Raw genomic sequence first — 24608 nt, forward strand, 5'->3', positions numbered from 1 at the left:
GCGCCGTCGATCGTACACGCATCGCAGGATGCGTGCCGCCACCGATGACCTCGGAGGATTGGGAGAAAACTCAACCCATTGCAATCTACGACTGAACGCCCCAGCGCCGCACGGTCGCGCGTTCGATGGTATCGAACACCAGGTGTTCGACCGCCAGCCCGATCACGATGACCGCTGCCAGCCCCGCGAACACGCGGTCCGTATAGAGTTCGTTGCGGTTCTGGAAGATGTACCAGCCGAGCCCGCCCCTGCCCGAACTCGCGCCGAACACGAGCTCCGCTGCAATCAGGGTGCGCCACGCGAACGCCCAACCCACTCGCAAGCCGGCGAGAATGGAAGGCAACGCGGCGGGCACGAGAATCAGCACGACGTGCCGCAGGCCCGTGAGCCCGTAATTGCGGCCGGTCATGCGCAGCGTCGACGGCACCGCCTGGAATCCCGCATACGTATTGAGCGCGAGCGGCCACAACACCGAGTGCACGAGCACGAAAAGAAGACTGCCCGTGCCGAGCCCGAACCACAGCAACGCGAGCGGCAGCAACGCAATGGAGGGCAAGGGATTGAACATGGCGGTGAGCATCGAAAGAATGTCACGGCCGATGCGTGTCGATACCGCAAGCGATGTCAGAGCGAACGCGAGCGCCGCGCCCAGCAGATAACCGCGCAGCAGCACGGACAGCGAGATCGCGGTCTTCGCGATCAGTTCGCCGGAGATCATGCCCTGCGCGAAGGCAACGCAGGTCGCGCTGAAGGTGGGCAAGAGCAAGTCGTTATCGACGAAGCGCGCGATGCCTTCCCATAACGCCATGAGCACGACCGCGATCAGCAACTTGCGCAGCCACGCGCGGTCGAAAAGACGTGTCGCAAGCGGCAACGTCGCGTCGCGCTGCGTAACATCGGCTGTGGGCGCGAATGTCGACGGATGCCGTTCGAACTCGGGCCGCACCGGCGGTTCGATCAATTGCGGCGTGCTCATTGCGCGATCTCCTCTTCGAACAACAGACGATGGATACGCGCGACACTCTGTTGAAAATCGCCTCGGCCCACGCTCTCCTGCGAATACTGGTGACTGTTCAATTCGGCGCGCACGCGGCCGGGATGCGGCGTCAACAGCAGAATGCGATTCCCGACGATCAGCGCCTCCTCGATGGAGTGCGTCACGAACAGCAACGTGAAGCGTTCATCGCTCCACAGCCGCAGCAGTTCTTCCTGCATGCGGCGGCGCGTGAGCGCATCGAGCGCGGCGAACGGCTCATCCATGAGAAGCACGCGCGGTTGCATGGCAAGCGCCCGCGCAATCGCGACACGCTGCTTCATTCCGCCGGAAAGCGTATGCGGATAGGCGTCGGCCACATGCGCAAGGCCGACCTTGTCGAGATAGTGAAGCGCCCGTTCACGGGCTTCCGCGCGGCCCAGCTTGCGCGCGACGCGCAACGGAAAGGCCACGTTTTGCAGGACCGTCTTCCACGGCGGAAGCTGATCGAACTCCTGAAACACGACAATGCGATCCACGCCCGGTCCGCGCACGCGCTCGCCGTCGATTTCGATGCTGCCGGCCACCGGCTGAATGAATCCCGCCACTGCCTTGAGCAAGGTGGACTTGCCGCACCCCGACGGTCCCAGCAGCACGAAGCGGTCGGCGCCATAGACATCGAAGCTCACGTCATGCGTCGCGCGCACGAGACGCTCCGGCGTGCGGTATTCGAGCGAGACATTGCGCGCGCTCAACAGCTTGGTGGTCGATGAAACGGCCTTGTTGCTTTCGACCGGATAAAGCACATGAGGATTGGCAGCCATGATCGCAGTGCAGAAACGCAAACCATCAAGATACCGGCGCGCGTTTCAGCGCCTAACCAATGATTGCGCATATCCAATGCACGATCGCGGATAAGGCGCTCGCTCCAATCGCTCAACTTCCGTCGCGCGTGGCGGGGTCGCTAAAGAAGTAGTCTTGCCACGACTTCGGTTCATTCTTGATGACGCCCACGCGATGCATGAACTGCGCGAGCGCGAAGGTGTTCTGCGGCGCGATCTTGAACTGCACCGAAGGGTCCGTGATGATCTTGACGAGCAAGGCGCGGTCGATCTTGGCCTGATTCACGCGCAGATAGATGTCCGCTGCTTCGTTCGGATGCTGCGTCACGAAGCGCGCGGCATCGGCTAAACCATCGACGAACGCGCGATGGGTCTTTGGATTGGCGTTGCGGAACTTCTCGGTCGCATAGAGCACCGTTGCGGAACTGGGTCCGCCGAGCACGTCGTAGGAACTGAGAACGATGTGCGCCTTCGGATTTCCCGCCAACTCCTGTTGCTGGAACGGCGGATTGCCGAAATGCGAGTTTATTTCCGTGCCGCCCGCGATGATCGCGGCCGCTGCATCCGGATGCGGCACCGCTTGCGTCAGCTTGTCGAGGCGATCATATTCTTTGTCGCCCCATTGCTTCGCGGCGGCATATTGCAGAATGCGCGACTGCACCGATACGCCCACCGCGGGCAACGCAATACGGTCCTTGTCCGTGAAGTCGGCGATGGTCTTTACGCGCGGATCATTCGATATGAGGTAATACGGCAGATTGCCGAGCGAAGCGACGCCCTTCACGTTCTGGCGCCCGTGGGTGCGGTCCCAGATGGTCAGGAGCGGCCCGACGCCCGCCGCTGCAATATCCACGGAACCGGACAGCAGCGCGTCGTTGATGCTCGCGCCGCCGGAGAGCTTCGCCCAATCCACCTTGATATCGATGCCCTGCTTCTTGCCTTCCTGTTCGATGAACTTCTGGTCGCGCGCGACGTTCAATAGCAAATAGACGACGCCATATTGCTCCGCAATGCGCAGTGTGCCTTCTGCGAACGCGTTGCAAGTGCCACCGAGCGAAAGCGCCAACGCGCAGACAAATGCGCGCAACGCGCCCTTCCCTTTTCGAGAATTCATCGAAAAACCCCGTGTTTGTAGACCTATTTGTGTTTCGGCTTAGAAAGGCGCATCGCCTTCGATGGTGGTCCGATACAGCTTGCGGCGCTGATCGTCCGGCGTGCCCGCCGCCAGATGCATGACCGAGCGGTTGTCCCAGAACACCATGTCGTGGTCGCGCCAAACATGCCGATAGACGAATTCGGGCCGCACGCTGTGCGCGAAGATTTCGTCGAGCAATGCGCGGCTTTCGTCTTCCGGCATGTCGACGATGCGCGTGGTGAAGTGCTCGCTCACGAAGAGCGCCTGACGACCCGTCTCCGGATGCGTGCGCACGATGGGCTGCACGACAGGCTTCACCTGCGCGATCTGCTCCGGTGTCAGATTCGGACGCCACGGACTGCGCTTTTGCAGCTCCGCATACTTCGCGAGATACGTGTGCTCCGCGAAGCGCCCCTCGACCGCGTTCTTCAGATGCGCGGGCAACGTCTCCCACGCGAGATGCTGGTTCGCGAACAGCGTGTCGCCGCCTGTCGATGGGAGCTCTTGCGCATGAAGCATCGAGCCGAGGCTCGGCTTCTCTTTGTACGAGAGATCCGAGTGCCAGAAGTGGCCGGCGTCGCCGAGTCCAATGGGCTTGCCGTTTTCGATGATGTTCGACACCACGAGCACTTCGGGATAACCAGCCAGTCCGAACTGGTGCAGCACGTGAATCTGCAATGGCCCGAACCGCTTGCTGAATTCGACCTGTTGCGCGGGCGTGATGCGCTGTTCGCGGAACACGAGCACGTGATGGTCGAGGTGAGCGCGATGAATGCGCGTGAAATCCTCAGTGGACAAGGGCTGCGACAGGTCGAGCCCGATGACCTCTGCGCCCAGCGGGCCGTCGAAAGGACGAATGACGATATGTTGCTCGACGGCCTCGGCAGCGTCGTGAGTCGGCGAAAGAATGGTCACGGTGTAATGAAAAGCGGCGGACAGACGAATAATCTACGCCCGGCACGCGCACGCGGCAACGAACGATGCGCGATTTGGTTATCTGGCGCGATGCTAAGACCGCGAAAGCTCAGTCTTCGATTGCATCGAAAGGCAATTCGACCTGCACCGGCGCGACCGAACCGCCGGCTTCGTCAGCGGACTCCAGCGCGCTCACGCGCACGCCGAGCAGGCGCAGCCTTTTGTCGAGCACGATGCGCTTGAGGCACTCGGTCGCTGCGCGACGAATCTCGGATGCATCGGCCGTGGCGACCGGAATCGTCAAGTCGCGGGTGACGGTGCGAAAGTCGTCGAAACGCAGCTTGATACCGACGGTGCGCCCCACGTAACCTTTGCGCACGAGATCGTCCGCCACGCGCTTGCACAGGCCCGTGAATTCCGCCGAGAGCGTGGCGCGGTCGTGTTTGGGATGCAGGTCGCGCTCGAACGTGGTCTCGCGGCTCATGGACTTGGGCGTGGAACTGACGACGACGGGCCGCTCGTCTTGGCCTTGCGCGATGCGCGCGAGCCACGCCGCATAAGTCGGGCCGAAATGCGATTGCAGAAGGCCGAGGTCGGCGGCCGCGATATCGCCCACGGTCACGATGCCGAGCGCGGCGAGCTTGTCATTCGCCTTGGGCCCGATGCCGTTCACCTTGCGCGCGGCCAGCGGCCAGATGCGCGTGGGCAGGTCGTTCATCGTAAGAATGGTGAGACCGTCGGGCTTGTCCAGTTCCGAGCCGATCTTCGCGAGCAGCTTGTTCGGCGCGATGCAGATGGAACACGTGAGGCCGGTCGCTTCGCGCACCGCGTCTTTCATGCGCTGACCGATGTCCGCGGAGTCGCCGGGCATGTCGGTGACGTCGATATAGATTTCGTCGATGCCGCGGTTCTCGATTTGCGTGGTGAATCCGGCAATCGCCGCTTTGAAGAGCCGCGAGTAATGCCGGTAAGACTCGAAATCCGTCGGAAGAAGAATGGCGTCGGGCGCGAGCTGGGCCGCTTTCATCATGCCCATTGCAGAGAACACGCCGAATTTGCGCGCTTCGTAGGTGGACGTCGTCACCACGCCGCGGCCCGCATAGTCGCGCAATCGCTTGAAGCGTCGCGTGCCGTCCGCCAGCGTCTCGGGCGCGGCATTCCGGCCGCCTCCGACCACCACCGGCTCGCCGCGTAATTCCGGATAGCGCAGCAGTTCGACGGATGCGAAAAACGCATCCATGTCGAGATGCGCGATACGGCGCGGCGGCGTTTGCGAAGCGAACGAAGAAGGCAGTGAGGCGTCCATCGACGGCGAAAGGCGAGCGCAAAAGCAAGAGCAAGAGCGCTTAGGGCCGAAGTCGAAAATGGCTTACTGTACATTCATACAGTGATTTTCGCCAGCGGCCCTCCAGCGACGCTTCAGCGGCTACTCTGCCGCGCGCTTTTCCGCGAGTGCGCGGCGGCAGTCGTCGAAGACCTGTCTCACCACATCCGACTGATAGTTGAGGTCTTCGCTGTCGAGTATCTCCTCGACGGCATCTCGCGCCCAGTCCGCCTCGAGTATCGCGCAATGACGCGCGGCCAGCTCGCGCGCAATGGCGGCGAGCTTCGCGACCGTCAGCCAGTCCGCGAGCCGTTCATGCCTGTCGAGCCACTTGTGCGCGGCCTGCACGTGGAAAGCCGCCGCCGGCCAGTCTCCGTTCAGATAGAACGCGCCCAGACTGCCGCATGTCAGCCAGCAGAGCAATTCAACGCGGTCCCGGGCACTCAGGGTACGAGGCACATCGTTCATGGCGGCGCTCACGAAGGACGTTTCGACGAGAGGTACGTCAGCGAATCCGCTGCGTTCCGTATGAAATCCCTATGAAACAAGATAGCACGGGATGGTGCGGCGCGGCAGTGGCTTGCAAGAAAGGCATCGTGTGCTGACGAACGCATGCGTGTCGAGCCGAAATTTCCTCGCCTCATGACGACGTTGTGCCGCAAAGGCGGTAAGTTAGACCGCGCAAGCAGCGCGTGGCCCACCGGGATACCATGACGAGTCGAACCGCGCATGCCCGCTGCGGATCGGCGTCCTCTTTCATCAGCTTCCGACCGCATGCCCCAACACAAGCAGACCGTCCGTCCCCTCGTCATCGCCGCAGTGATGGCCTCGATGGCCATGGTGGCGATCGAAGCCACCATCGTTTCGACCGCCATGCCGCAGATCGCTACGCAACTCGGCGGCCTCAATCTGTATAGCTGGGTGTTCTCGTCGTTCTTGCTGACGCAGACCGCGCTTACCGTCGTATTCGGCAAGCTCGCGGATCTTTACGGCCGCAAGCCCGCGATACTCGCCGGCATCGCCATCTTTCTCGTCGGGTCGATACTCGCGGGCTTCGCGTGGTCGATGCCCGCCATGATCGTCTTCCGCCTGATACAGGGCGTCGGCGCGGGGGCCATTCTGCCGGTTGCGCTGACGGTAGTCGGCGACCTTTATCCGGCTCGGGAGCGCGGCAAGGTGCAAGGCTATCTGGCAAGCGTATGGGCCGTGTCCGCCGTGTTGGGGCCGATGGTCGGCGGCTTGCTCATCCGGCATCTTTCGTGGAGCTGGATCTTCTGGATCAACCTGCCGATCGGCGCGCTCGCCGCGTTGCTCTTCGTGCTCTTCCTGCACGAGGAGAAGCGCCACGAACGTCCGGCGATCGACCTTGCAGGCGCGTTCCTCTTCACAGCCGCCGTCGCTTCGCTGATGATGGCGCTCACCGATGCCAGCACCGAAAGCAGCGCGCGCGTCGGCGCGGAAGTGGCGATATGCATCGTCGCGAGCGTGCTCTTCGTCGTGCAGGAAAAGCGCGCCGCCGATCCGATGATCTCGTTCGGCTTATGGGCGCATCGCCCGATCGCGGCGGGCAACGCCGCGACGCTGCTCGCGGGCATGGCGTTGATGGGCTTGACCACGTTCCTGCCGATGTACGTTCAAGGCGTCATGCATCGCTCGCCGGTCGAAGCGGGTCTCACGCTCACGATGATGATGATCGGCTGGCCCACCGGCGCCACTTTCACTTCACGCACTTTTAGCCGCATCGGGCTGCGCCGTTTGTTGATCGGCGGGACCGTCTTCATTCCGCTCGGCGCGATTCCGTTCGTGCTTCTCACGCCGCAGTCGAGTCCGGTATGGGCCGGCGTCGGCTCGGCGGTGATGGGCTTCGGCATGGGCATACTGAGCGTGTCGTGCCTGATCCTGATTCAGGAAATCGTCAAGCTGTCCGAGCGCGGGAGCGCCACTGCATCGAACCTCTTCGCCCGCAATCTCGGGAACACGCTCGGCGCGGCTGTCTTCGGCGCCGTGCAGAACTATGGACTGGCTCATGCGAGCGGCGTGCCGGCGGTCAGCGCGGATCAGTTGAAGCGCCTGCTATCCGCGGTGCCCGGCAACTTCGCGAGCCACGCGGAGATTCGCTTCGCGTTGCACCATGCGCTGCATATGACCTTCACGGCGATGTTCGTGATCGCGCTGGGCGCGGTGATCTCCATGCTGTTCATGCCCGCAGTAGACATCGGCCGGGCGCGTCCGGCCGTGGAAACGGTCGGCGCGAACGATGCACCGGAACGCGTCGGCATCGACGCCTGATTCGGCGTCGATGCGTTGCAGGCCCAGCGTCAATCCTGCGCCTGAATGAGCGGGCTATCCTGCTTGTCTTTGGACACGCTCGCGTCTCCGCTCTGGCTTCCCGGCGCAGCGGATTCGTCCGCCGCGATAGTCTGCGTGTTCATGCCTTGTGGCGACGTCGGCGCGCCGGTATCGGGCTTGTAGTGCGGCGCAGGACCATAGCCGCTTGCGAGCGCGTAGGGCGCGGCAAGCGAGGCCGCAACGACAACAATGCCGGTAACTTTGCTGATCATGGTCGTACTCCTGAAGGTTTCAGATGTCCACTTCATCGGCCAATGCACTGCCCTGCCAGCATCCGACCTTCCGAAATGTGCACGCAGTCTACGTGCGTGACTCGACCGTGAAATCCCCCCAGAAGCGCGGATACGAATGGCGGAAGCGCCCTGAATGAAGCGCTTTGCGCACTGGCATCAGACGTTGTCTTCCACCGCGATCGCCACGGCGCCCGCATTGATCGTCAAACGCGTGCGCTTTTGCAAGGGGTTTTGCGGCGCGGTGCCGTCCGCATTCAGCCCCTTCACCTTGTTGTAGATCGCGACGAACTGCGTGGGCGTGACTGTCGCCGATGCATAGCCGATAGCGTCGTGGTCCGCATACAGCATGTCTGGATTGTTCTGCCTGATGAACGCATCCAGTGCCGACGATGAACTGATGAGCGATGCCAGCGGCATGCCGGCCACATAGTTCGTCGCATCCTGAAAGAACGGGCGGCTGCTGACGCCCGCCGCCATGAGATCGACGAGCACCGGCGTGCCTGTCGCGGGATCAGGCACATCGCGCACGATGCCCGCCTGGAACGCGTGAAGATCGCCCGTGATGGCGATGAGATTCGTGATGCCTTGCGCCTTCACAAACGATGTGAGATCGGCCTTGTGCGATGGATACCCGTCCCATGCGTCGCAATCCATGACGAAGACGAGGTTGTCGGGCGCAGGCGCGATCGAACGCAGGTCGAGCCACAAGCGATTCATCATCACTTCGTTGCCCCATACCTTCCAGATGGAGGTCGAGGCTTTGAGCGTGTCCTTCCACCATTGCGTCTGCACCGGGCCGAGCATCGACGGAACGCGCCCCAGACGCTGTGTATCCGCCGCTTCGAACTGCGCGAGCACCTGTTGCGGGACCGCGTAGCGCGAGCCGACGAGATCGTTGCCGTTCACCGGATCATGCCCCAGCCTCTGCGCGACAGCCGCTTCGCTGACCACATGATCGTCGCGATAGAGCCGCTCGTCGGTCATGACGAGGTGAATCAGCGAGCCGAAGTGGAAGTCCCGGTAAATGCGAATGTTGTCGTAGCTGGCGTTGTTGAGGTCGAACGACACATCGCCCCAATCCACCGGTAAGTATTCCGCCCACGCCTGATTCGCATTGCGGCGTCGCGCTGTCTGCTGCACGTTCGCGTTCGTGTACGTCTGGTGGTCTTGCCAGCAATCGTCCGAGAACTCGTGATCGTCCCAGATGGCGATCACGGGAAAGCGCGCATGTACGGTCTGCAAGCGCGCGTCGCCGCGATACGTGCGATAGAGCGTGCGGTAATCGGCGAGCGTGTTTGCATAGACGCCGCCGCCTGCTATTGCCACGCCATCGGGCAACGTGATCTGTGGATGCGCCGGCTCGGCGGCATTCTTTTCGTTCGGACTACCGACGGTCTCGTAGATATAGTCGCCCAGATGCACGACGAAATCGAGGTCGGTTTCCGCTGCGAGCAGCGTAAGCGCCTGCCAGTGATTCACGCTCCAGTTCTGGCAGACGAACCACGCGAAGCGCAGTTGCGCAAGCGATTCGGTGGCCGCCGCTGCGGTGCGTGTCGCGCCCGTCGCGCTGATGTCACTGCCGGCAATGAAGCGGTAATAGTAGGTCGTCCTCGCGCTGAGACCCGTGACCTTGGCTCGCACCGTGAAATCGTAGTCGGGAATGGCGCTGAGGGGCACGCTCGCCGCGAGTTGCGAGAAATCCGGACGCGTGGAAACTTGCAACGTCAGCGCGATCGCCGTTTGCGAGGCGCTGCTGGCATTGGCGACGCAGCGTGTCCAGAACACGACAGACGTATCGCGCGGGTCGCCGCTCGCGACGCCCTGAGCGAACGCATACACGCCCGAGGGCGGTGGCGTGGTGCCGCCGCCCGCGCTGCTGCCGCCCTCGTCATCGCTCGAATGATGACAGGCCGCGAGCGTGCCGGACGCCGCCGCAACGGTATAGAACATGGACAACGACATAAAGCGGCGACGATCCATGAAAGCCTCCAGGAAACAACGTGGCAGACAGGCCATGCGCGCTCGATGTGTCGACTTCGAATCCGACCGATAGCGGCTAACGGACGATGTGATGGCTTACACGCTACAAACAGCGGGTGTCAGTGTCAATACCGGACCGGTATAGAACGATCGTTCTATCAAGCATCGCGCTGTGGAACGGTCCGCAGAGGAAAGACGAGCCTTGCACAAAGCAATCCGATGGCGCCGCCGAGAAGCGTCTCCCATGCGCGCGCGGCGAGCAGCGGCACGGAATGGATGCCGCTCGCGGCCAGCGTCACGATGAGCGCAAAGGCGAAGGCCCCACATGCAATGTCGTAGCGGTCCGGCAAGGCCATCGCGTAGACGATCATCGCAATGGCGGCCATCGCCCAGACGAGAAGCGGCGCGTGCTCCGCAAGCGGCAAGCAAATGATTCCGATGGGCACGCCCACCAGCGTGCCATAAATACGCCTTCGCACACGGTCCGCCGTTCCCACTGCGGACGTCGCGACGACATAGACGCATGCCGTGATGGCCCACGCCGATTCGGCGAGCGTGAAGGCCGCATTGAGCAGCGCCACGGCGAGCGCGCCGCTCGCTGCTTGCAGACCCATGGCGAAAGCGGGCGACACCGCCTCTCTGCCATAGACCGGCTGCGATGCGAGCGCAGGCAGGACCACGGGATGTTCCGCAGGCCCGCTCAAGAGACGCGGCACGATGGCCGCAAGCATGGCGATCAGCAGGGCGACCACGATTGCCCACGTATCCATCGGCGCGAGCTTCATCACGTAAGCGGCCACCTGGCCGATATAGAACTGCGACCCGATGCCCGCGCCCGTCACGCCGAAGCGCTTGAAATAGCCCGCGAAAAAGGCCCCGGAGACAAGGATGAACTCGGCACCGCTGCGTCCTAGTCCGTCGAACCACGGCCCAAGCCATGCAAGGGAAAACGCGCCGCACGCGGCTGCCAGGGACAGCACCGCGAGGTCCCGGCTCGATTCGGGCCGCGTCGCGCGCGCCTCGGACACGCTCGCCCACAGCGCGAACGTCGCGGCGAGCGAACCGACCGACACGCTTGCGGGCACGTCGCGCGTCACATCGTGCAAGGCGCCGATGGCTGCGGCAAGGCCATACGCCGTCACGAGCCGCAAGCCCTTGATGCGCCGATGCGTGCCGGGGTCCATGCGTTCGAACCACGCGTTCATTGCCAACAGGTAGCGAGCATTCATCGCGATTCACCTTGTGCGTCTAGCTGCGCTTCTTCCGGGCGGGTCGTGCAACTGCGTTAGCTCGAACTGAATCAGTGTCGCGCGGGGCTGCTTTGGCGATGCATTCGGCAAGCTGCGCGGCTGCGTCGTGTTCGGCGCGCCGCGCCCGCTCGACGAGACCGATCTCGCGATGAAACGTATCGTCGCCGAGATCGTGCGCTACGGTGCCTCGCGGCCACGCACCGATGCCCGCCGACTTCGGCAGTAACGCGACACCCATGCCGCGTGCGACGAGTTGCGCAATGCCATGCAGTTCATCCGCCTCGATGGCTTCTCGCACCGCAATGCGCTTCTTGCGCAGGAAGACGTCCACTTGCCGGCCGCCGAACGAGCGCCGGTCGTATCGAATGAACGGCTCGTTCTCTATCAGCTCGCGCCATGTCGCGCGCTTCTTCGCGGCCGGCGCGAGCAACACGAACGGCTCCGCGATCAGCGTGCGCCAGCGCAATTCCGCAGGCAATGAGAAGGGCGGGCGAATGATGACGGCCATGTCGGCTTCGGCGGCATCCACCTGTGCGAGCAGATTGAGCGAGACGCCCGGCACGAGACGTATGCGCCATGCCGGCATGTCGCGCCGGAACGCAGCGATGGCATCGGGCAACAACGCAGCATGCGCCGATGCGATAGCACCTACCGAAAGCGTGCCGCCCCGCCCTTCCTCTCCGCCGGGTTCGGCAAGACGCGCATAGAGCGCGATCAGTTCATCGGCGAGTTCGAGCGTGCGGCGCCCTGCTGCGTTCAGCGTCGCGGATCGGCCGGTGCGATCGAAAAGCGCAAAGCCGAGATGCGCCTCGAGCCGCTGCATTTGCGCGCTCACCGCCGATTGCGTCAAGCCGATATGCGCCCCAGCGCCCGCAAAGGTGCCGTGGCGAGCGACCGCCATGAAAGTCCTCAATTCGCGCAGCATCTGATTGATCGATTCCGTTGTTGCTCAGACCCGCAATTTATCGTTTTTCATGGAATTCGTTCATGAATACACTAGCGGCTTCTCTGGATCAACCCTCACGGACCTCTTGACCATGAACACCCCGCACGACGCCATGCCGCCGTTTCATCTCGCGTTTCCCGTTCACAGTCTTTCGCATGCGCGCGCGTTCTATGGCGAACTGCTCGGCTGCCCCGAGGGACGCAGTTCGGAAGACTGGGTGGATTTCAATTTCTACGGGCACCAGATCGTGGCGCACCTTGCGCCGGACGAAGTCGGTCATCGGTCGACGAGCGCGGTCGATGGCGACGCCGTGCCCGTTCGCCATTTCGGCGTGGTGCTGTCCATCCCGCAGTGGGAAGCGCTCGCGGAAAAACTGAAGGCGGCGGGCACGCGCTTCATCATCGAGCCGCATATTCGCTTCAAGGGGGAAGTCGGAGAGCAGGCGACGATGTTCTTCCTCGACCCGTCGGGCAATGCGGTGGAGGTGAAGGCTTTCGCCAACATGGCGTCGCTGTTCGCGAAGTGACTTGTTGACCCTTCGCCCGCTCGCGCTGCAAATGAAAACGGGACGCCATCGGCGTCCCGTTTTTACATCGTGCGAGCGTAATGCTTACTGACCTGCTTACTGACCCGAGCCGCTTGCGCTGACCGGTGCACCGGGACCGCCCGGCGTTGCGGTGCCGCTCTGGCCCGTGGTCGAACCGCTGTTCGAAGACGAATGGCTGCTGTGGGACTTCTTCTTCGATTGGGAGTGCTTGTGCGACATTCCCGAGCCCTGCGTGGTGGTCTGCGCGTTGTCGCCTGCTTGCAGGCCCGTGGCCGAGCTCGGCGGATTGTCCTGCGCGAACGCGGATGCGCAAACGAGAGCGAATGCGCCGGCGGCGCAGGAGAGAGCGATACGTTTCATGTCGAATGACTCCTGTTGGCGGTTTGCGAATGCGATGGTTGCAGCTTGTTCTGCATGCTGGCCGTCGAGTGATGCAAGCGACGGCCGGTCGCAAGACCTTTGGAGCATGGGACGTGCCACGGTCTGACGATTCGCAAGCTGACGAAGCTGCATCACCGTGACAATCGACATGACAACGCGGCGCGCGTCACCACGCGCCGCGAATCGCATAACGCGTTCAGTGGCTCACTGGACCCGTCGTCTTGAGATCGGCATTCACCGCGCGCTGCGGATGAGCGGCCTGTTTGATGAGGAGCGCGACCGCAGAGACGAGCCCCGCGACCGCGATCACCGCGAAGATGCCGCCGAAGCTGAAATGCAGGCGCGTGAGTTCCGCAACGAGGAATGATCCGGCAATGCCGCCGAAGCGCCCGATGCCGAGCATCCACGCGACGCCCGTGCCGCGCCCTTGCGTCGGATAGAACGCGGCGGCGAGCGCGGGCATCGACGATTGCGCGGTATTCATCAAGACGCCCGCAAGAAACACCACCAGCACGAGCAAGCCGACGTTGCCCACGGCCTGTCCGATGCAGTAGACGCTGACCGCGGTCAATGCATAGCACGCTGCAATCACGCGGTTCGCGTTGAACTTGTCCATCAGCACGCCGAGCAGCACCGCACCGACGCCGCCGAGCGGAAACAGCGCGGAAATGAGCGTCGCGCGTTGCGGGCTCAAGCCGGACTCCTTGAGGAGAATCGGCATCCAGTTGATCGACGCATAAAAGATCACGAGGCCCATGAAGTACGCGAGCCACAGCATGATGGAGCCGATCACATAAGAACGCGACAGCACCACGCTCATGCCGCTCTGACCCTGCACGGCAGGCGCGGCTTCGGTCATGAAGAACGAGCCGGCGTGATGAGCATCGTCGGATATGCGGGCAAGCGTCGCGCGAATTTTCTCGACGGGCTTCGACTTCGCCACCATATAGCGCACGGATTCCGGCAACGCGATGAGAAGCAGCACCGCAAGCGCGAGAGGCGCGACGCCGCCGAGGAACAGCACGCTGCGCCAGCCGAACTGCGGAATCATCCATGCCGCGAGGAAGCCGCCGAATGCAGCGCCCAGCGGAAAGCCGCAGAACATCAGGTTGATGACCGTGGCGCGACGGTTGTCGGGACAGAACTCGCTCATCATCGTGACGGCGTTCGGCATGGCCGCGCCGAGGCCGAGGCCGGTGATGAAGCGCAGCGTCGTCAAATGCTCGAGACTCGCGGAATACGCGGATGCAAAGCACGCGACGCCGAAGACGATCACCGACGACAACAGCATCGCCCGGCGGCCGAGGCGGTCGGACAAGGGCCCAGAAAGCAGCGCGCCAGCGGCGAGGCCGAAAAGCGCCGCGCTCAGCACGGGCGCGAGCGCCGGCCGGCTGATGTGCCACTCGGTCACCAGCGACGGCGCGATAAAGCCGATGGCTGCCGTATCGAAGCCGTCGAGCAGCACGATGACGAAGCACATGCCGAAGATGAGCCACTGAAACGGCGAAAACCGGTGCTCGTTGATGAACGTCTGCACGTTCACGTTTGGACTTCTGCTCACTTCATTCCCTTCCGAAAGAGACGATGAACGTTCGCTATGCGAACAACGATTCACATAGCGAACTATGCGTTTCGCGTGAGAATACGGAATAGCCCCATGTGCCGCAACGCGGGGTTACCCGGAATTGAAAGGTACGTGGCGGCCGACTTGTCGAATCGTATCCGTGTGCACGTCTCGCAGCGTTCCTGCACTCTACAATCGATCTTCGATCGCGAACATTGCACAGGACATCGCATGACCAAGACGGAAAGCGCGAGGCTGATCTATGTCATGGGCCCTTCCGGGGCGGGCAAGGATTCACTGCTGGCGTTCGCACGCGAACGCGTCGGCGCACGCGTGATGTTCGCGCATCGGTACATCACGCGCGCCATTGCCGACGGCGAGAACCATATCGCGCTCACGCCCGACGAATTCGCCGCCCGCCTTTCTCACGGCCTCTTCGCGATGCATTGGGAAAGCCTCGGTCTGCGCTATGGCATCGGTATCGAACTGGATGCGTGGCTCGCGCGCGGTGTCTCCGTCGTCGTCAACGGTTCGCGCCAGCACGCGCCGGAGGCGCTCATGCGTTACCCCGACGCATGCTTCGTGCATATCGATGCCGCGCCCGCCGTGCTGGCCGCGCGTCTTGCGAGACGCGGACGCGAAGATGCGCGGCATATCGAGGCGCGGCTCGCACGCAGGCCCGCGTTCGAACTGCCGCGCCACGCGCGCGTGGTCCACATCGATAATTCCGGCTTGCTAGCAGACGCCGGCAACGAGTTCTTGAGCATCGTCGGTCACGCTGGACCATAGCGCGCCGAATCGAACGCATTTGGCGCACGCTCCTGAATCGGCCCTAACCATTCGTGCAATCACGCACGAAGGCGTCCAAATGCATACGTTACCGCCGAGGCCCCGCCTGCATGCTTTTACATGCGCCGATAAAATGACCGCATGTCCAAGTCCCAAGAGAACTCGCGGCGGCACGAGCCCGACTTGCCGCTTCATACCCCAAGCACTGCTTCGCTCGCTCTGGCTGCGGCTATCGCAATGGTCGCGTGGCTTGCCATCGCGGCGCAAACCGACCTGACCATTGCACGTTCGCTCGATCGCGGCCTGACCGTCATGGACGGTATCGCGCGCATGAGCAGCTACCTCACGAATCTGACGGTATTGCTCACGGCCATCTGCTTCACGTGTGTCGCCACGCGCGCTCAGGCACCGCTTGCGCGCTTCTTTCGTCAGCCGACGGTCGTGACGGCAGTCGTCGTGTATATGGTCTTCGTCGGCATCGCGTATAACACGCTGCTGCGCTTCTTATGGACGCCATCAGGCTATCGCGCGTTCGTCAACGAATCGCTGCATACGGTGGTGCCCGCGCTGTCCGCGTTGTACTGGCTCTTGTTCGTGCCGCGCTTTCATCTTTCGTGGCGGCGATGCGCGCTCTGGCTCGTCTATCCGCTGGGCTATCTCTTCGTGACGCTATGGCGCGGAAGCGAGTCCGAGTTTTACCCGTACTGGTTCATCGACGTGTCCGAGCTGGGTTACGAGCGCGTGTTTCTCAACGCGGCGATGTTGATCGTGGCCTTTCTCGTGCTGATGAGCGTCTTTCTCGTCATCAATCACCGGCGCGACGATTTGCGCGTGCCCGACCCGGAAGTCGAATCCGACGACGTATCGGATTCGGGCGCGCCGCATTGAACGATACTTAGGCATCCTTGGTATCGAACATCAACAACTCGACGCCCGCCTGCGCGAAGTTGGACAGATCGCCGGCGGTTGCCTGGCCTTCCGGTGATTCGAGCGCGGAGCGGATCGCATCGAGCGAATCGAATTCGAGTACGGCGACGAGGTGATACGGCGATTCCCCTTGCGCCACCGTGACGGCTCCCGTGCTCAACTCATAGCGCCTGAGGCCCGGTAGCTTTTTGGCGAGCGGAACATGCGTAGATGTGTAGTGTGCATCGAATGCCTGTTTGTCCGACGGCGTTTTATAGAGCGCAACCAGCTTGGCCATGTCGTGTCTCCTTGGTGCGGGGCTGCTTGAGGGAATGGGCTACTGCTTCTCCAACTGAAGATAGATGCGTTGTACGTTCTGCGGCTGCGCGGTCGTGTACAGCTTATAGCCGCTGAACGCAGGCAACTGCACTGCGTGCATTGCTTGAGTAAGACTCATGCCGCGCTTATAGGCTTGCTTCACGGATGCATCGAGTTCGCGCAGATAGAGGCCTGTCTGCAGAATGGCGTCGCCGCGCAAAGGCGGACCGAACGCGGGCACGACGGTGTTCAGATCGAGCGCACGCAGGTTTTCGAGCGCAGCGAGCCAGCCCGGTATCTGCTCGTTGCGTAGCTCGGGGATCCGGCCATTCGAAACCAGACTGCCCGCGAACAGCACACCGGTTTCGGTATCGAGCACGGCCAGATCGCCCGGTGTGCTCGCGGGGCCGAAATGCAGCAATTGCAACTTGCGGCCGCCGCTCTCTATTTCAGTGGTTCCGTCGATGGTGCGGTCAGGCACGGTCACGCGCGAGCCCGCCATCTCATCTTCACCGAGTGTCTTGCGCAGATTCGCAAGACAAATCGAGCAGCGATCACGGATGAGTTGCGCCGCGCGAACATGCGCGAGTATCGGCACATTTTGGTCGCGAAAGGCAGCCGCGCCGAAGACGAATTCCGGCGCTTGATGCGTGATGATGACGAGCGTCACCGGCAAAGGCGTCACCTTGCGGATGGCTTCGATCATCGCGCGGCCATAGCGATAAGACGGCCCCGTGTCGATCACCGTCACGCCGCTCTTTCCGACGATAAAGCCGTTATTCGCGACGATGCCATGATTCTCCGGCGCCACCGCGTCTCCCGTGCCGATGAACGCGTACACGCCAGGCGCAATACGCGTTGGCGCGGGCATGCCGGCGAGCGCGGCCATCGCCGGTCCGGCCAACGCACCGCATGCAATGACAAGGGCGGCGATGAGCCACTTCGCACAGCGCAGCGTCATTTCATTGCCGACGCTTGCCCGGCCGCTTGCGTCTGAATAGCAATCGCGCCTTCGAACTGCTTGTTCTTGGTGTCCTCTATATGCGCTTTCAACTCGCCATTCCCGGTCGGCAGAAAGTAGAAGCGAAAATTCGGGTTCTCGCTGATCGAGAAGTTGACGTTCGCGGTCATCACCGGCTTATCCGCATACGTGACGGCGACCTTGCGAATGAAATAGGCCGTCGCATAGTTGCGCGTGATCTGGTTCATCGCCATGCCCGTGCGGTTCGGGTGCCGCACCATCACTTGCGCGAGTTGCGGCTTGCCGACAACCGCCGTGCCCTCTGATTGCACGCGAACCGCGCCTGCCGCGCGTTCGGCTGCATCGTCGTCCTTGTCGGCGGGTGCCGAGCAACCGCCCGATGCCTTAACAAAGCGCACGGCGCTATACAGGTGCCCGTCGTTTGTTTCGGCGATGGCGCGCATGAACGTATAGTCCTCCACGCGCACACGCGTTTCGATGCTCGCCAGTCCGGACTCGGGCGTGAATTCGAAATAGCCCGCGTACGGCTCGGGATTCTCGTCGATGAAAAGGTAGATCTTCTTGATGTAGTGCGCGGGACTTTGCGCGAACTGCGCGTTGATCGCGATAGGAACGACGGCGGCATCTGCCGCGCGTGCAGGAGCGTCGAGCGTGATGACGGATTCGCCATGCGTATCGACCGTTCGTCCCTTGAACGCGCCTTCCTTGAAATCGAGCCAGCGGGCGACCTTACTCGGGTCGTCGTCCGGCTGTGCCGCTTGCGCGAGCGATGTCATCAACGCAAGCAGCGCGAACAGTGCGCCGCATGCGCGCATAGGGCCAGGCGTATCGGTCATCATGATGCCCTCCATGCTGCCTGTTACTGCTCCCATTCGAGTTCCGCATAAGCCGCAGTCACGTTGCGACGATGATAGATCTCGTAGAGCAGCCACTTGTCGCGCTGATCGAGGCCAACGGTATCGACGGCTTGTTGAATCGTCGCGCCGCGTTTGATGGCCTCGCGCACGTCACGCGCGAGTTCGGCAAGGTACTGCTCTTCTGCTTCCAGTGACTGCTGCCACGGCGGATCGAGCGGACCATGTCCCGGCACGACATGTCGCGGATTCATCTGCTTAATACGTGCGATGTTATCGAGCCAGCCGACGACACTTCCGTCCACCACCGGAATGCAGCGCACGAAAAGCAGATCCCCGGTCCATAACGTGCCGCTCTTCTCATCGTATACCGTCAAGTCGTTGTTGGTATGCGCTGTTTGCCATGTGCGCAACGTCAGTACACGGTCGCCGAGATCGAGCGTTGCGCTGCCATCCACCGTTTGCGTCGGCCCGATGATTTCACTTCCTTCGGCGATGTCTCCGAGTTCCCGGTTTAGCGCGCGAAGATAGTTATCCGCGCGCGCCGCCTCCGCTTGCGCGAGCTTCACGCTTCCGACGAATTGCGGATGATCGTCTTTGAACGCTGCATTGCCAAAGATGTGGTCCGGGTGCATGTGCGTGTTGATGACATAGCAGACCGGCAGCGGCGTGACCTGTCGTACCGCTTGCCTCAGCGCGCGTCCCTCTGCGAGCGTGCCGCCCGTGTCGATCACCGCCACGCAGCGCGTGCCGACGATGAAGCCCACGTTCGCGATATCGCCCTTGTTCGCGCGTGTCGCAATGTCATCGTGAGCGCGATGCGCGTATTCGCCGGGCGCGATCTCCTGCATGGAAAGCGGCGGTTCCGCGCGCGTCTGTCCGACAAGAAGCGCAAAGAGCGTCAACGTATGCCATGAGAATGAGAACGCCTTGATGCGTACTCGCGCCGAAACGCCACACGTCCGCGCGATAGCTGCTTCGCCTCCCGGCGCATGCGTAGTCGAGCGGCCGAGGCTCATGCGACCTTATCGGCTCGCGCGCGGCACATTCCCCGCCTTTACAGGCGCGCCCGCGGGCGGCGACAGATTCTTGAGCGCCCCTTGATAAGCGATCGTTTCCTTCTGCAGCGGATGCGCGAAGTCGTTGCCCGCGCCCGGCACTTCCGTGCGAATCATGAGAAGGCCGCCGGGGACGTCGTCGGCAATCACGAATGTATAGCGCTTGCCTGTGTACTGTGCGAAACGTTCGGCATTTGGATCGTTCAGGTACGGCTGAATGACGACCTGACGCGCCATCACATGCTTGCCGCCTCCGATTCCAAGCGCATCGCTCGATACGGATGTAATCGCCGGAGCGGCTGCCAATGCGAGACGAACGCGCTGCTGAAAGTAGCGCCGCTGTCCGCCCGTCAACTGCTCCATCTCGGCAATGTCGTGCTCCAGAAAATAGATGATGACCGGATTGCAAGGCAGACCGCCGGGCACGTTCACAGGGCCGGTGCGATCCGTCACGCGCGCATCGTTCTTGCTGTTGCCGGGACTCACGACGAGCACGCGCACCGTATCGCTGACTTTCGCGGGCGGGCCGGAATAGTCCACCGAGTAATCCAGTTCCGTCTGCGGCTCGACGCCGTTCATATGCGGCTGAAGGAACACCAGGCGTTCGGCTGGCGCAATGTCAGCGCTCGTCGTCGAAGCGGCCGGCGGCGCTGCGGCCAACGCGCTATGTCCTTGCGCCAGGCCCAGCGCGCATACGGTCATCACCGCGCGAAGAGTGACGGCAGGCGTTCTCATTGTGCTTGCGCGGGTTGCATCGGCTGCAGCGGCAGCAGTGGAACCTGATAGCTCGTCAATATCTGGTCGATCTTGGGCTGATTCGACGCAATCCAGTTATCGACCTTGTCGCGCCACGCTTTCTCTCCGTAGCGCACGCCCATGGAGATTTCGAAGTCGAAACGAATGCCGGGCTGTTGCGGGAACGGAACGAGCCTTACTTTGTTGTCCGAACGATTGACGAAGTATCCCGCGATCGGTCCCCAGACGAACGCAGCATCGACGTTGCCTTGCGACAGGTCGTGCTCGATCATCTCGCCAGGAAACGCTTCTGGATCGCCGCTTTGCCCTTGATACGACACCGCCTGTTCGATGAGGTTATTCCTGAGCAGCCAGTCCACGGCCGGGCTCTTGACGAAGATGCCGAGCTTCATTTTCTTGAGTTGATCCGGCGGCAGACTCATCAGATCAGCGGGCGTCTTGATATTCGCGTATTCCGGGCGATTCGGAAAGACCATGGCGTAGGTGGAATGCAGATACGGCCGCGTCGTCGCAGTGAGTTCATAACCTTTGGGTACGCCGATAATGAGGTCGCATTTATATTGCTCGGTATTCGGCACCTTGTCGCGCAGCGTATTCCTCACGAAACCCATGCGCTGCGGATAAAACGTGTATTCGAGCTTATAGCCGAAATCACTCGCCATCTGGCTCGCGATTTTGTTCTCGAAGCCTTCGCCCTTCTCGTTCGAAAGCGGCATGTTGTTGGGGTCGGCGCATACGCGCAGCACGCCGTCGGCGCCGTCGTTGTTCGGGAGGCTCGGCGGCGGGCCGCCTGCGCCTTGCGCGAACGCGGCGTCGGTCGAAAGCATCGCAAACGCTGAAAGCAATGCGGCCATACGACCGGACCGCACCGTACGACTGGCCTTACACTGAAACATGAAGCCTCCGGGAGTAGAAGCGGTCATCGTGCGCCGCTCGCGATGCCTTCACTTCGCATCGATTGCTTGCAGGTCGCCCGGATTGATCTTGCCGTCGGACCGTCCCTTCAGGTAGGTGTAGAGATTCTCCCAATTCTTTTGCATCATCTGGCTTGCGCTGAAGTCGGGCATGCCCTTGTCGACACGTCCGCCGAAGACCGTGCGATGAAATTCGTTCTTGTCGAGCGTCTTGAACGCGTCGACGAGAGAGGGACCGACCAGACCTTCCTGCTTCGCCCCGTGACACCGTTCGCACGCGAGCGCGCGCCAGGTACGCCATCCTTGCAGCGTATCGTTGTCGACCTTGTTGCCGTCGACGACCTGGTACGCCACCGGCTTCATTTGCCCTGACGAGGTCTGAGCGAAAGGCGCGGATGACGCAACCAGCGCTATCGACAACACCAGGATGGTTCGGCCTATCATTCGCGTGTCTCCTTCAATATGTTTTTTATGCAAGGCCCTGCTTTGCGCGACGGCACGCATGCCGCCGCGCAATCCTGCTCACGCCATGTCAACTCGGGACAGCGAAGATGAAGAGCGTGCCGCCAAGCGCCGTGTACTTCGCGAGTTCGCGGTAACCGCCTACCGCACCGAGGCCTTCCGTCGACTTCTCGAGTCCCGCCGCCATGCCGATGCCGGCCCAGCCGCCGATGCCCGAATACACGCCGACGTATTGCTTGCCCTGGTACTGATACGTGAACACGTTGCCGATGATGCCGGACGGTGTCTTGAACTTCCAAAGCTCCTTGCCGTCCTTGATGCGTACCGCCTTGATGTAGCCTTCGAGCGTGCCGTAGAACACGATGCCGCCTGCTGTCGCCAGCGCGCCGGACCACACCGAGAACCGCTCGGGCTTGGACCATGCGATCTTGCCCTTGGCCGCATCCCACGCGATGAAGTTGCCCATCGCGCCGTTTTCGTTCGGCCCCGGATACATCGAAAGCGTTGCCCCGACGAACGGCTGACCCGACACGTAATCGACCTGGAACGGTTCGTAGTCCATACAAACGTGATTGGTCGGAACGAGGAAGAGACTCGAGTTCGGATCATAGGCGGCAGGCTGCTGATCTTTCGATCCGAGCGCGGCAGGACAAATGCCCTTCACGTTGTGGTCAGGACCCGCCTTTTGCGTCGAATAGCTCGCGTTGCGAATGGGCAGGCCGCTCTTGATATCCACGCTATCGGCCCAATTTACTGCCGGATCGTACTTCTGCGCGACGAGCAGTTCGCCGGTTTCGCGGTTCAGCGTATAGCCGAAGCCGTTGCGGTCGAAGTGAACGATCGCGGGCACTCGCTTGCCGCCGATGTTCAGATCCGACAAGATCATTTCATTGACGCCGTCATAGTCCCATTCGTCGTGCGGCGTCATTTGGTAAACCCACTTCGCCTTGCCGGTATTCAGGTCGCGCGCGAAGATCGACATCGACCATTTGTTGTCGCCGGGGCGCTGGGTCGGGTTCCACGTGCCGGGGTTACCCGTGCCGTAGTAGACGAGATTGAGTTTCGGGTCCCATGCGTACCATCCCCATGTCGTGCCGCCGCCGTATTTCCATTGATCGCCTTGCCAGCTCTTGGTCGACGAGTCGGCGCCCACGGGCATCATCTTGCCGTCGGACCACGTCATGGTTTGCTGCGGGTCCAGCAACATCTCATCGTCGGGGCCCGTGCTGTAGGCCTTCCACACTTCCTTGCCGTCCTTGATGTTGTACGCGACGAGACGGCCACGCACACCGAATTCGCCACCGGATATGCCGGTCAGCACCTTGTCGCCGAATACGTGTGGCGCGTTAGTGTTCGTCTCGCCTTTCTTCGGATCGCCGTTCTGCGCGCTCCATACGACATCGCCGGTCTTCGCGTCGAGCGCGACGAGTTTGGTATCGGCTTGCTGGAGGAAGATCTTGCCGTCGCCATAAGCGAGGCCGCGGTTGACTGTGTCGCAGCACATCACGGAGATGACCTGCTGATCCTGCTTCGGCTGGTATTGCCAGATGAACGTTTGGTCCTTTAGGTTGATCGCAATGACTTTGTTGGGAAACGGCGAATGAATATACATCGTGTCGCCGATGACGAGCGGCGATCCTTCGTGACCACGTAGCACACCGGTGGACATGGTCCAGGCGACCTGCAACTTGCCGACGTTGTTTTCGTTGATCTGCTTGAGCGTGCTATAGCGGTGATTCGAGTAATCGCCCGCTTGCGCTGCCCAATTCGAAGGATTCTTGATGAGGCTGTCGAGTTGCGGATCGGCCTGCGCCACATACGAATTCAGGCCTGCTGTCGCAACCACCGCCAGTCCAAGAACCAGGGTGCGTAAGTTCATGTCTCCTCCAGAATGGTGATGCCTCCGACCCAGGGATGACCACGCTACCGGTTTGCATCGCGCGCGCCTTCTCAATGCAGGTAACGAGCTACGCTGTGCCCGGTCATGGCCGAACGCATGCGTATCGACGCCAATTGCATATTCCATGCCGGTCTAATGCGCTCGTTCGCGTACTGTGATGGCGCGGGAAGGACATGCTGTTCGCTTATGTTCGCGAGTAAGCGTGCGGTGTATCACGAGACATACTGTGTCAAATCCGCGAAATCACTGGCTTCTCGCTCATTCGTTTCTGATGCGCCGCAGCAGTGTTTGCGTTTGCTTGTGCGCCTTTGACAAAGACGCGCATACTGAATCACTCACGTATTGTTTGAGACCTCGCCATGACTCAAGCCGAGAAGGTGTACTCCGATGCGGAAATTGCCGAGCGTCTTAGCGGTGTGCTCAAACACTGGTACTTCGAGGATGGATGGCTCCGGCGCAAGTTCCGCACGGAAGGCTGGAAGGGCACGCTGATGGTCGTCAATACGGTGGGCCATCTTGCGGAAGCGGCCTGGCATCATCCGGACCTTACTGTTTCTTATGCGTTCGTGATCGTGAAGCTCAAGACGCATTCGGCCAAGGGCATCACCGATAAAGACTTTGCGCTTGCTTCCAAAATCGAAGAAGTCGTGCAGTGGCGGCCCTCGCTCGAGGGAGGGCCTCTTAGCGGGACGCCCTCCGATGATCAGCGGTTTCGGTATATCAAGTACGATTGATTTTTTTGCTTCTTCCGTTTAGGGCGAGGGCGGTTATTGTCGTGGAACTTGTATTCGTGTCGGTCTATTAGCGTTGCCCCTCCCCGGGGCCGGGGTCACTTTCTTGGCTGTCGACCAGAGTAGGCGCTTTAGCGCCGTACTCTGGTCCCATGCAAAGAAAGTAACCAAAGAAAGCAGCTTTTTTTTGGCCCGCGACAGTAACAGTGTGGTCACTTCGCAGAAAGTCATTGGCCCTCAGTTTGAATCAGCCCTGAATCACCCTCCGCGCCCGCTGAACACCACGTCCTCCGAGCCCCTTGGCTCGTTAACGCCGAACGCTTGCAACGGTATGGGTGCTTCTCATACGTTGACCTCAGTGCTGGCGGATCCGCGCCTCAGCGAACTCATGCGCGGCGCGATGCGCGATTTGAAGCGTGAAGCACTAAACAGGGTGTGGTGTTAACGAGCCAAGGGGCTCGGAGGACGTGGCGCTCAGTGGGCGTGGAAGGTGATTCAG

25 protein-coding genes are annotated in these 24608 nt (G+C 61.7%); 5 read left to right on the forward strand and 20 right to left on the reverse strand.

Annotated features, from left to right (window positions below; genetic code table 11):
• Positions 1 to 85: 85 nt before the first annotated feature.
• The 6 genes from LDZ26_RS18290 to LDZ26_RS18315 form a co-directional block, all read right to left on the reverse strand.
• Positions 86 to 976, reverse strand: a complete 891-nt coding sequence (locus LDZ26_RS18290) for an ABC transporter permease (protein WP_244849557.1) — start codon at positions 974 to 976, stop codon at positions 86 to 88.
• Positions 973 to 1797, reverse strand: coding sequence for an ABC transporter ATP-binding protein (locus tag LDZ26_RS18295; protein ID WP_244849558.1), 825 nt, complete (start codon positions 1795 to 1797; stop codon positions 973 to 975). Before LDZ26_RS18295 ends, LDZ26_RS18290 begins: the two co-directional genes overlap by 4 nt.
• 112 nt (positions 1798 to 1909) lie before the next feature.
• Positions 1910 to 2929, reverse strand: coding sequence for an ABC transporter substrate-binding protein (locus LDZ26_RS18300; RefSeq protein WP_244849559.1), 1020 nt, complete (start codon positions 2927 to 2929; stop codon positions 1910 to 1912).
• A 39-nt stretch (positions 2930 to 2968) separates the two neighbouring features.
• Entirely contained in the window at positions 2969 to 3865 is an 897-nt protein-coding gene (locus LDZ26_RS18305; RefSeq protein WP_244849560.1) for a TauD/TfdA family dioxygenase, read from the reverse strand.
• Between the two features lie 109 nt (positions 3866 to 3974).
• The gene (gene dinB / locus LDZ26_RS18310; RefSeq protein ID WP_255774975.1) at positions 3975 to 5171 is read right to left on the reverse strand and encodes a DNA polymerase IV; all 1197 of its coding nucleotides are present in this window, start codon (positions 5169 to 5171) and stop codon (positions 3975 to 3977) included.
• Between the two features lie 120 nt (positions 5172 to 5291).
• On the reverse strand, positions 5292 to 5657 hold the full coding sequence (locus tag LDZ26_RS18315; protein ID WP_244849562.1) for a hypothetical protein: 366 nt from the start codon (positions 5655 to 5657) through the stop codon (positions 5292 to 5294).
• A 261-nt stretch (positions 5658 to 5918) separates the two neighbouring features.
• Here LDZ26_RS18315 and LDZ26_RS18320 point away from each other — a divergent pair, with 261 nt between their 5' ends.
• Positions 5919 to 7478, forward strand: a complete 1560-nt coding sequence (locus tag LDZ26_RS18320) for an MDR family MFS transporter (RefSeq protein WP_255774976.1) — start codon at positions 5919 to 5921, stop codon at positions 7476 to 7478.
• A 29-nt stretch (positions 7479 to 7507) separates the two neighbouring features.
• Here LDZ26_RS18320 and LDZ26_RS18325 read toward each other — a convergent pair whose 3' ends face one another.
• The 4 genes from LDZ26_RS18325 to LDZ26_RS18340 form a co-directional block, all read right to left on the reverse strand.
• Positions 7508 to 7750 (reverse strand): hypothetical protein, encoded by a 243-nt coding sequence (locus tag LDZ26_RS18325; RefSeq protein WP_244849564.1) that lies wholly within the window; start codon positions 7748 to 7750, stop codon positions 7508 to 7510.
• A 177-nt stretch (positions 7751 to 7927) separates the two neighbouring features.
• Complete coding sequence (locus LDZ26_RS18330; protein ID WP_244849565.1) at positions 7928 to 9751, reverse strand: alkaline phosphatase; 1824 nt, start codon at positions 9749 to 9751, stop codon at positions 7928 to 7930.
• A gap of 158 nt (positions 9752 to 9909) precedes the next feature.
• Positions 9910 to 10980, reverse strand: coding sequence for an FUSC family protein (locus LDZ26_RS18335; protein ID WP_244849566.1), 1071 nt, complete (start codon positions 10978 to 10980; stop codon positions 9910 to 9912).
• A gap of 19 nt (positions 10981 to 10999) precedes the next feature.
• On the reverse strand, positions 11000 to 11926 hold the full coding sequence (locus LDZ26_RS18340; protein ID WP_244849567.1) for a LysR family transcriptional regulator: 927 nt from the start codon (positions 11924 to 11926) through the stop codon (positions 11000 to 11002).
• Between the two features lie 112 nt (positions 11927 to 12038).
• Between LDZ26_RS18340 and LDZ26_RS18345 the strand changes: the two genes are divergently transcribed.
• Positions 12039 to 12473, forward strand: coding sequence for a VOC family protein (locus tag LDZ26_RS18345; RefSeq protein ID WP_244849568.1), 435 nt, complete (start codon positions 12039 to 12041; stop codon positions 12471 to 12473).
• A 96-nt stretch (positions 12474 to 12569) separates the two neighbouring features.
• On the opposite strand, the gene LDZ26_RS18350 is transcribed toward LDZ26_RS18345, so the two are convergent.
• Positions 12570 to 12854 carry a hypothetical protein gene (locus LDZ26_RS18350; protein ID WP_244849569.1) on the reverse strand — a complete coding sequence of 95 codons (285 nt, stop codon included), beginning with the start codon at positions 12852 to 12854 and terminating at the stop codon, positions 12570 to 12572.
• A gap of 217 nt (positions 12855 to 13071) precedes the next feature.
• The gene (locus tag LDZ26_RS18355) at positions 13072 to 14436 is read right to left on the reverse strand and encodes an aromatic acid/H+ symport family MFS transporter (RefSeq protein ID WP_244849570.1); all 1365 of its coding nucleotides are present in this window, start codon (positions 14434 to 14436) and stop codon (positions 13072 to 13074) included.
• Between the two features lie 234 nt (positions 14437 to 14670).
• On the opposite strand from LDZ26_RS18355, the gene phnN reads away from it, so the two are divergent.
• Together phnN and LDZ26_RS18365 are read left to right on the forward strand one after the other, a co-directional pair.
• Positions 14671 to 15228, forward strand: a complete 558-nt coding sequence (gene phnN / locus LDZ26_RS18360; protein WP_244849571.1) for a phosphonate metabolism protein/1,5-bisphosphokinase (PRPP-forming) PhnN — start codon at positions 14671 to 14673, stop codon at positions 15226 to 15228.
• Between the two features lie 141 nt (positions 15229 to 15369).
• Positions 15370 to 16116 (forward strand): Pr6Pr family membrane protein, encoded by a 747-nt coding sequence (locus LDZ26_RS18365; protein WP_244849572.1) that lies wholly within the window; start codon positions 15370 to 15372, stop codon positions 16114 to 16116.
• Positions 16117 to 16123: 7 nt separating this feature from the next.
• On the opposite strand, the gene LDZ26_RS18370 is transcribed toward LDZ26_RS18365, so the two are convergent.
• From LDZ26_RS18370 to LDZ26_RS18405, 8 genes are all read right to left on the reverse strand, one after another.
• Positions 16124 to 16432, reverse strand: a complete 309-nt coding sequence (locus tag LDZ26_RS18370) for an EthD family reductase (RefSeq protein ID WP_244849573.1) — start codon at positions 16430 to 16432, stop codon at positions 16124 to 16126.
• A 39-nt stretch (positions 16433 to 16471) separates the two neighbouring features.
• The gene (locus LDZ26_RS18375) at positions 16472 to 17413 is read right to left on the reverse strand and encodes an MBL fold metallo-hydrolase (protein ID WP_244849574.1); all 942 of its coding nucleotides are present in this window, start codon (positions 17411 to 17413) and stop codon (positions 16472 to 16474) included.
• Positions 17410 to 18306: a quinoprotein dehydrogenase-associated SoxYZ-like carrier gene (locus LDZ26_RS18380; RefSeq protein WP_244849575.1), complete on the reverse strand. Its 897-nt coding sequence runs from the start codon at positions 18304 to 18306 to the stop codon at positions 17410 to 17412. Before LDZ26_RS18380 ends, LDZ26_RS18375 begins: the two co-directional genes overlap by 4 nt.
• Entirely contained in the window at positions 18294 to 19307 is a 1014-nt protein-coding gene (locus LDZ26_RS18385) for a quinoprotein relay system zinc metallohydrolase 2 (protein WP_244849576.1), read from the reverse strand. Before LDZ26_RS18385 ends, LDZ26_RS18380 begins: the two co-directional genes overlap by 13 nt.
• Before the next feature lie 6 nt (positions 19308 to 19313).
• Entirely contained in the window at positions 19314 to 20081 is a 768-nt protein-coding gene (locus LDZ26_RS18390; protein WP_370650706.1) for a hypothetical protein, read from the reverse strand.
• Complete coding sequence (locus LDZ26_RS18395; RefSeq protein WP_244849577.1) at positions 20078 to 20929, reverse strand: substrate-binding domain-containing protein; 852 nt, start codon at positions 20927 to 20929, stop codon at positions 20078 to 20080. Before LDZ26_RS18395 ends, LDZ26_RS18390 begins: the two co-directional genes overlap by 4 nt.
• A 117-nt stretch (positions 20930 to 21046) precedes the next feature.
• Complete coding sequence (locus LDZ26_RS18400) at positions 21047 to 21460, reverse strand: c-type cytochrome (protein WP_244849578.1); 414 nt, start codon at positions 21458 to 21460, stop codon at positions 21047 to 21049.
• A gap of 88 nt (positions 21461 to 21548) precedes the next feature.
• Positions 21549 to 23357, reverse strand: coding sequence for a methanol/ethanol family PQQ-dependent dehydrogenase (locus LDZ26_RS18405; RefSeq protein WP_244849579.1), 1809 nt, complete (start codon positions 23355 to 23357; stop codon positions 21549 to 21551).
• Between the two features lie 380 nt (positions 23358 to 23737).
• Between LDZ26_RS18405 and LDZ26_RS18410 the strand changes: the two genes are divergently transcribed.
• The gene (locus LDZ26_RS18410; protein ID WP_244849580.1) at positions 23738 to 24112 is read left to right on the forward strand and encodes a 4a-hydroxytetrahydrobiopterin dehydratase; all 375 of its coding nucleotides are present in this window, start codon (positions 23738 to 23740) and stop codon (positions 24110 to 24112) included.
• Positions 24113 to 24608 lie beyond the last annotated feature (496 nt).

This window comes from Caballeronia sp. SL2Y3 (assembly GCF_022879575.1).
In the GTDB taxonomy this organism is placed as follows: domain Bacteria; phylum Pseudomonadota; class Gammaproteobacteria; order Burkholderiales; family Burkholderiaceae; genus Caballeronia.

Coding starts and splice junctions, on each gene's coding strand:
- LDZ26_RS18375 (WP_244849574.1), bottom strand. CDS start 17,413: ATGACGCTGCGCTGTGCGAAGTGGCTCATCGCCGCCCTTGTCATTGCA.
- LDZ26_RS18365 (WP_244849572.1), top strand. CDS start 15,370: ATGTCCAAGTCCCAAGAGAACTCGCGGCGGCACGAGCCCGACTTGCCG.
- LDZ26_RS18295 (WP_244849558.1), bottom strand. CDS start 1,797: ATGGCTGCCAATCCTCATGTGCTTTATCCGGTCGAAAGCAACAAGGCC.
- LDZ26_RS18405 (WP_244849579.1), bottom strand. CDS start 23,357: ATGAACTTACGCACCCTGGTTCTTGGACTGGCGGTGGTTGCGACAGCA.
- dinB (WP_255774975.1), bottom strand. CDS start 5,171: ATGGACGCCTCACTGCCTTCTTCGTTCGCTTCGCAAACGCCGCCGCGC.
- LDZ26_RS18325 (WP_244849564.1), bottom strand. CDS start 7,750: ATGATCAGCAAAGTTACCGGCATTGTTGTCGTTGCGGCCTCGCTTGCC.
- LDZ26_RS18370 (WP_244849573.1), bottom strand. CDS start 16,432: ATGGCCAAGCTGGTTGCGCTCTATAAAACGCCGTCGGACAAACAGGCA.
- LDZ26_RS18385 (WP_244849576.1), bottom strand. CDS start 19,307: ATGAGCCTCGGCCGCTCGACTACGCATGCGCCGGGAGGCGAAGCAGCT.
- LDZ26_RS18380 (WP_244849575.1), bottom strand. CDS start 18,306: ATGGGAGCAGTAACAGGCAGCATGGAGGGCATCATGATGACCGATACG.
- LDZ26_RS18410 (WP_244849580.1), top strand. CDS start 23,738: ATGACTCAAGCCGAGAAGGTGTACTCCGATGCGGAAATTGCCGAGCGT.
- LDZ26_RS18335 (WP_244849566.1), bottom strand. CDS start 10,980: ATGAATGCTCGCTACCTGTTGGCAATGAACGCGTGGTTCGAACGCATG.
- LDZ26_RS18315 (WP_244849562.1), bottom strand. CDS start 5,657: ATGAACGATGTGCCTCGTACCCTGAGTGCCCGGGACCGCGTTGAATTG.
- LDZ26_RS18345 (WP_244849568.1), top strand. CDS start 12,039: ATGAACACCCCGCACGACGCCATGCCGCCGTTTCATCTCGCGTTTCCC.
- LDZ26_RS18390 (WP_370650706.1), bottom strand. CDS start 20,081: ATGAGAACGCCTGCCGTCACTCTTCGCGCGGTGATGACCGTATGCGCG.
- LDZ26_RS18340 (WP_244849567.1), bottom strand. CDS start 11,926: ATGCTGCGCGAATTGAGGACTTTCATGGCGGTCGCTCGCCACGGCACC.
- LDZ26_RS18320 (WP_255774976.1), top strand. CDS start 5,919: ATGCCCGCTGCGGATCGGCGTCCTCTTTCATCAGCTTCCGACCGCATG.
- LDZ26_RS18400 (WP_244849578.1), bottom strand. CDS start 21,460: ATGATAGGCCGAACCATCCTGGTGTTGTCGATAGCGCTGGTTGCGTCA.
- LDZ26_RS18290 (WP_244849557.1), bottom strand. CDS start 976: ATGAGCACGCCGCAATTGATCGAACCGCCGGTGCGGCCCGAGTTCGAA.
- LDZ26_RS18300 (WP_244849559.1), bottom strand. CDS start 2,929: ATGAATTCTCGAAAAGGGAAGGGCGCGTTGCGCGCATTTGTCTGCGCG.
- LDZ26_RS18330 (WP_244849565.1), bottom strand. CDS start 9,751: ATGGATCGTCGCCGCTTTATGTCGTTGTCCATGTTCTATACCGTTGCG.
- LDZ26_RS18350 (WP_244849569.1), bottom strand. CDS start 12,854: ATGAAACGTATCGCTCTCTCCTGCGCCGCCGGCGCATTCGCTCTCGTT.
- phnN (WP_244849571.1), top strand. CDS start 14,671: ATGACCAAGACGGAAAGCGCGAGGCTGATCTATGTCATGGGCCCTTCC.
- LDZ26_RS18395 (WP_244849577.1), bottom strand. CDS start 20,929: ATGCTTTCGACCGACGCCGCGTTCGCGCAAGGCGCAGGCGGCCCGCCG.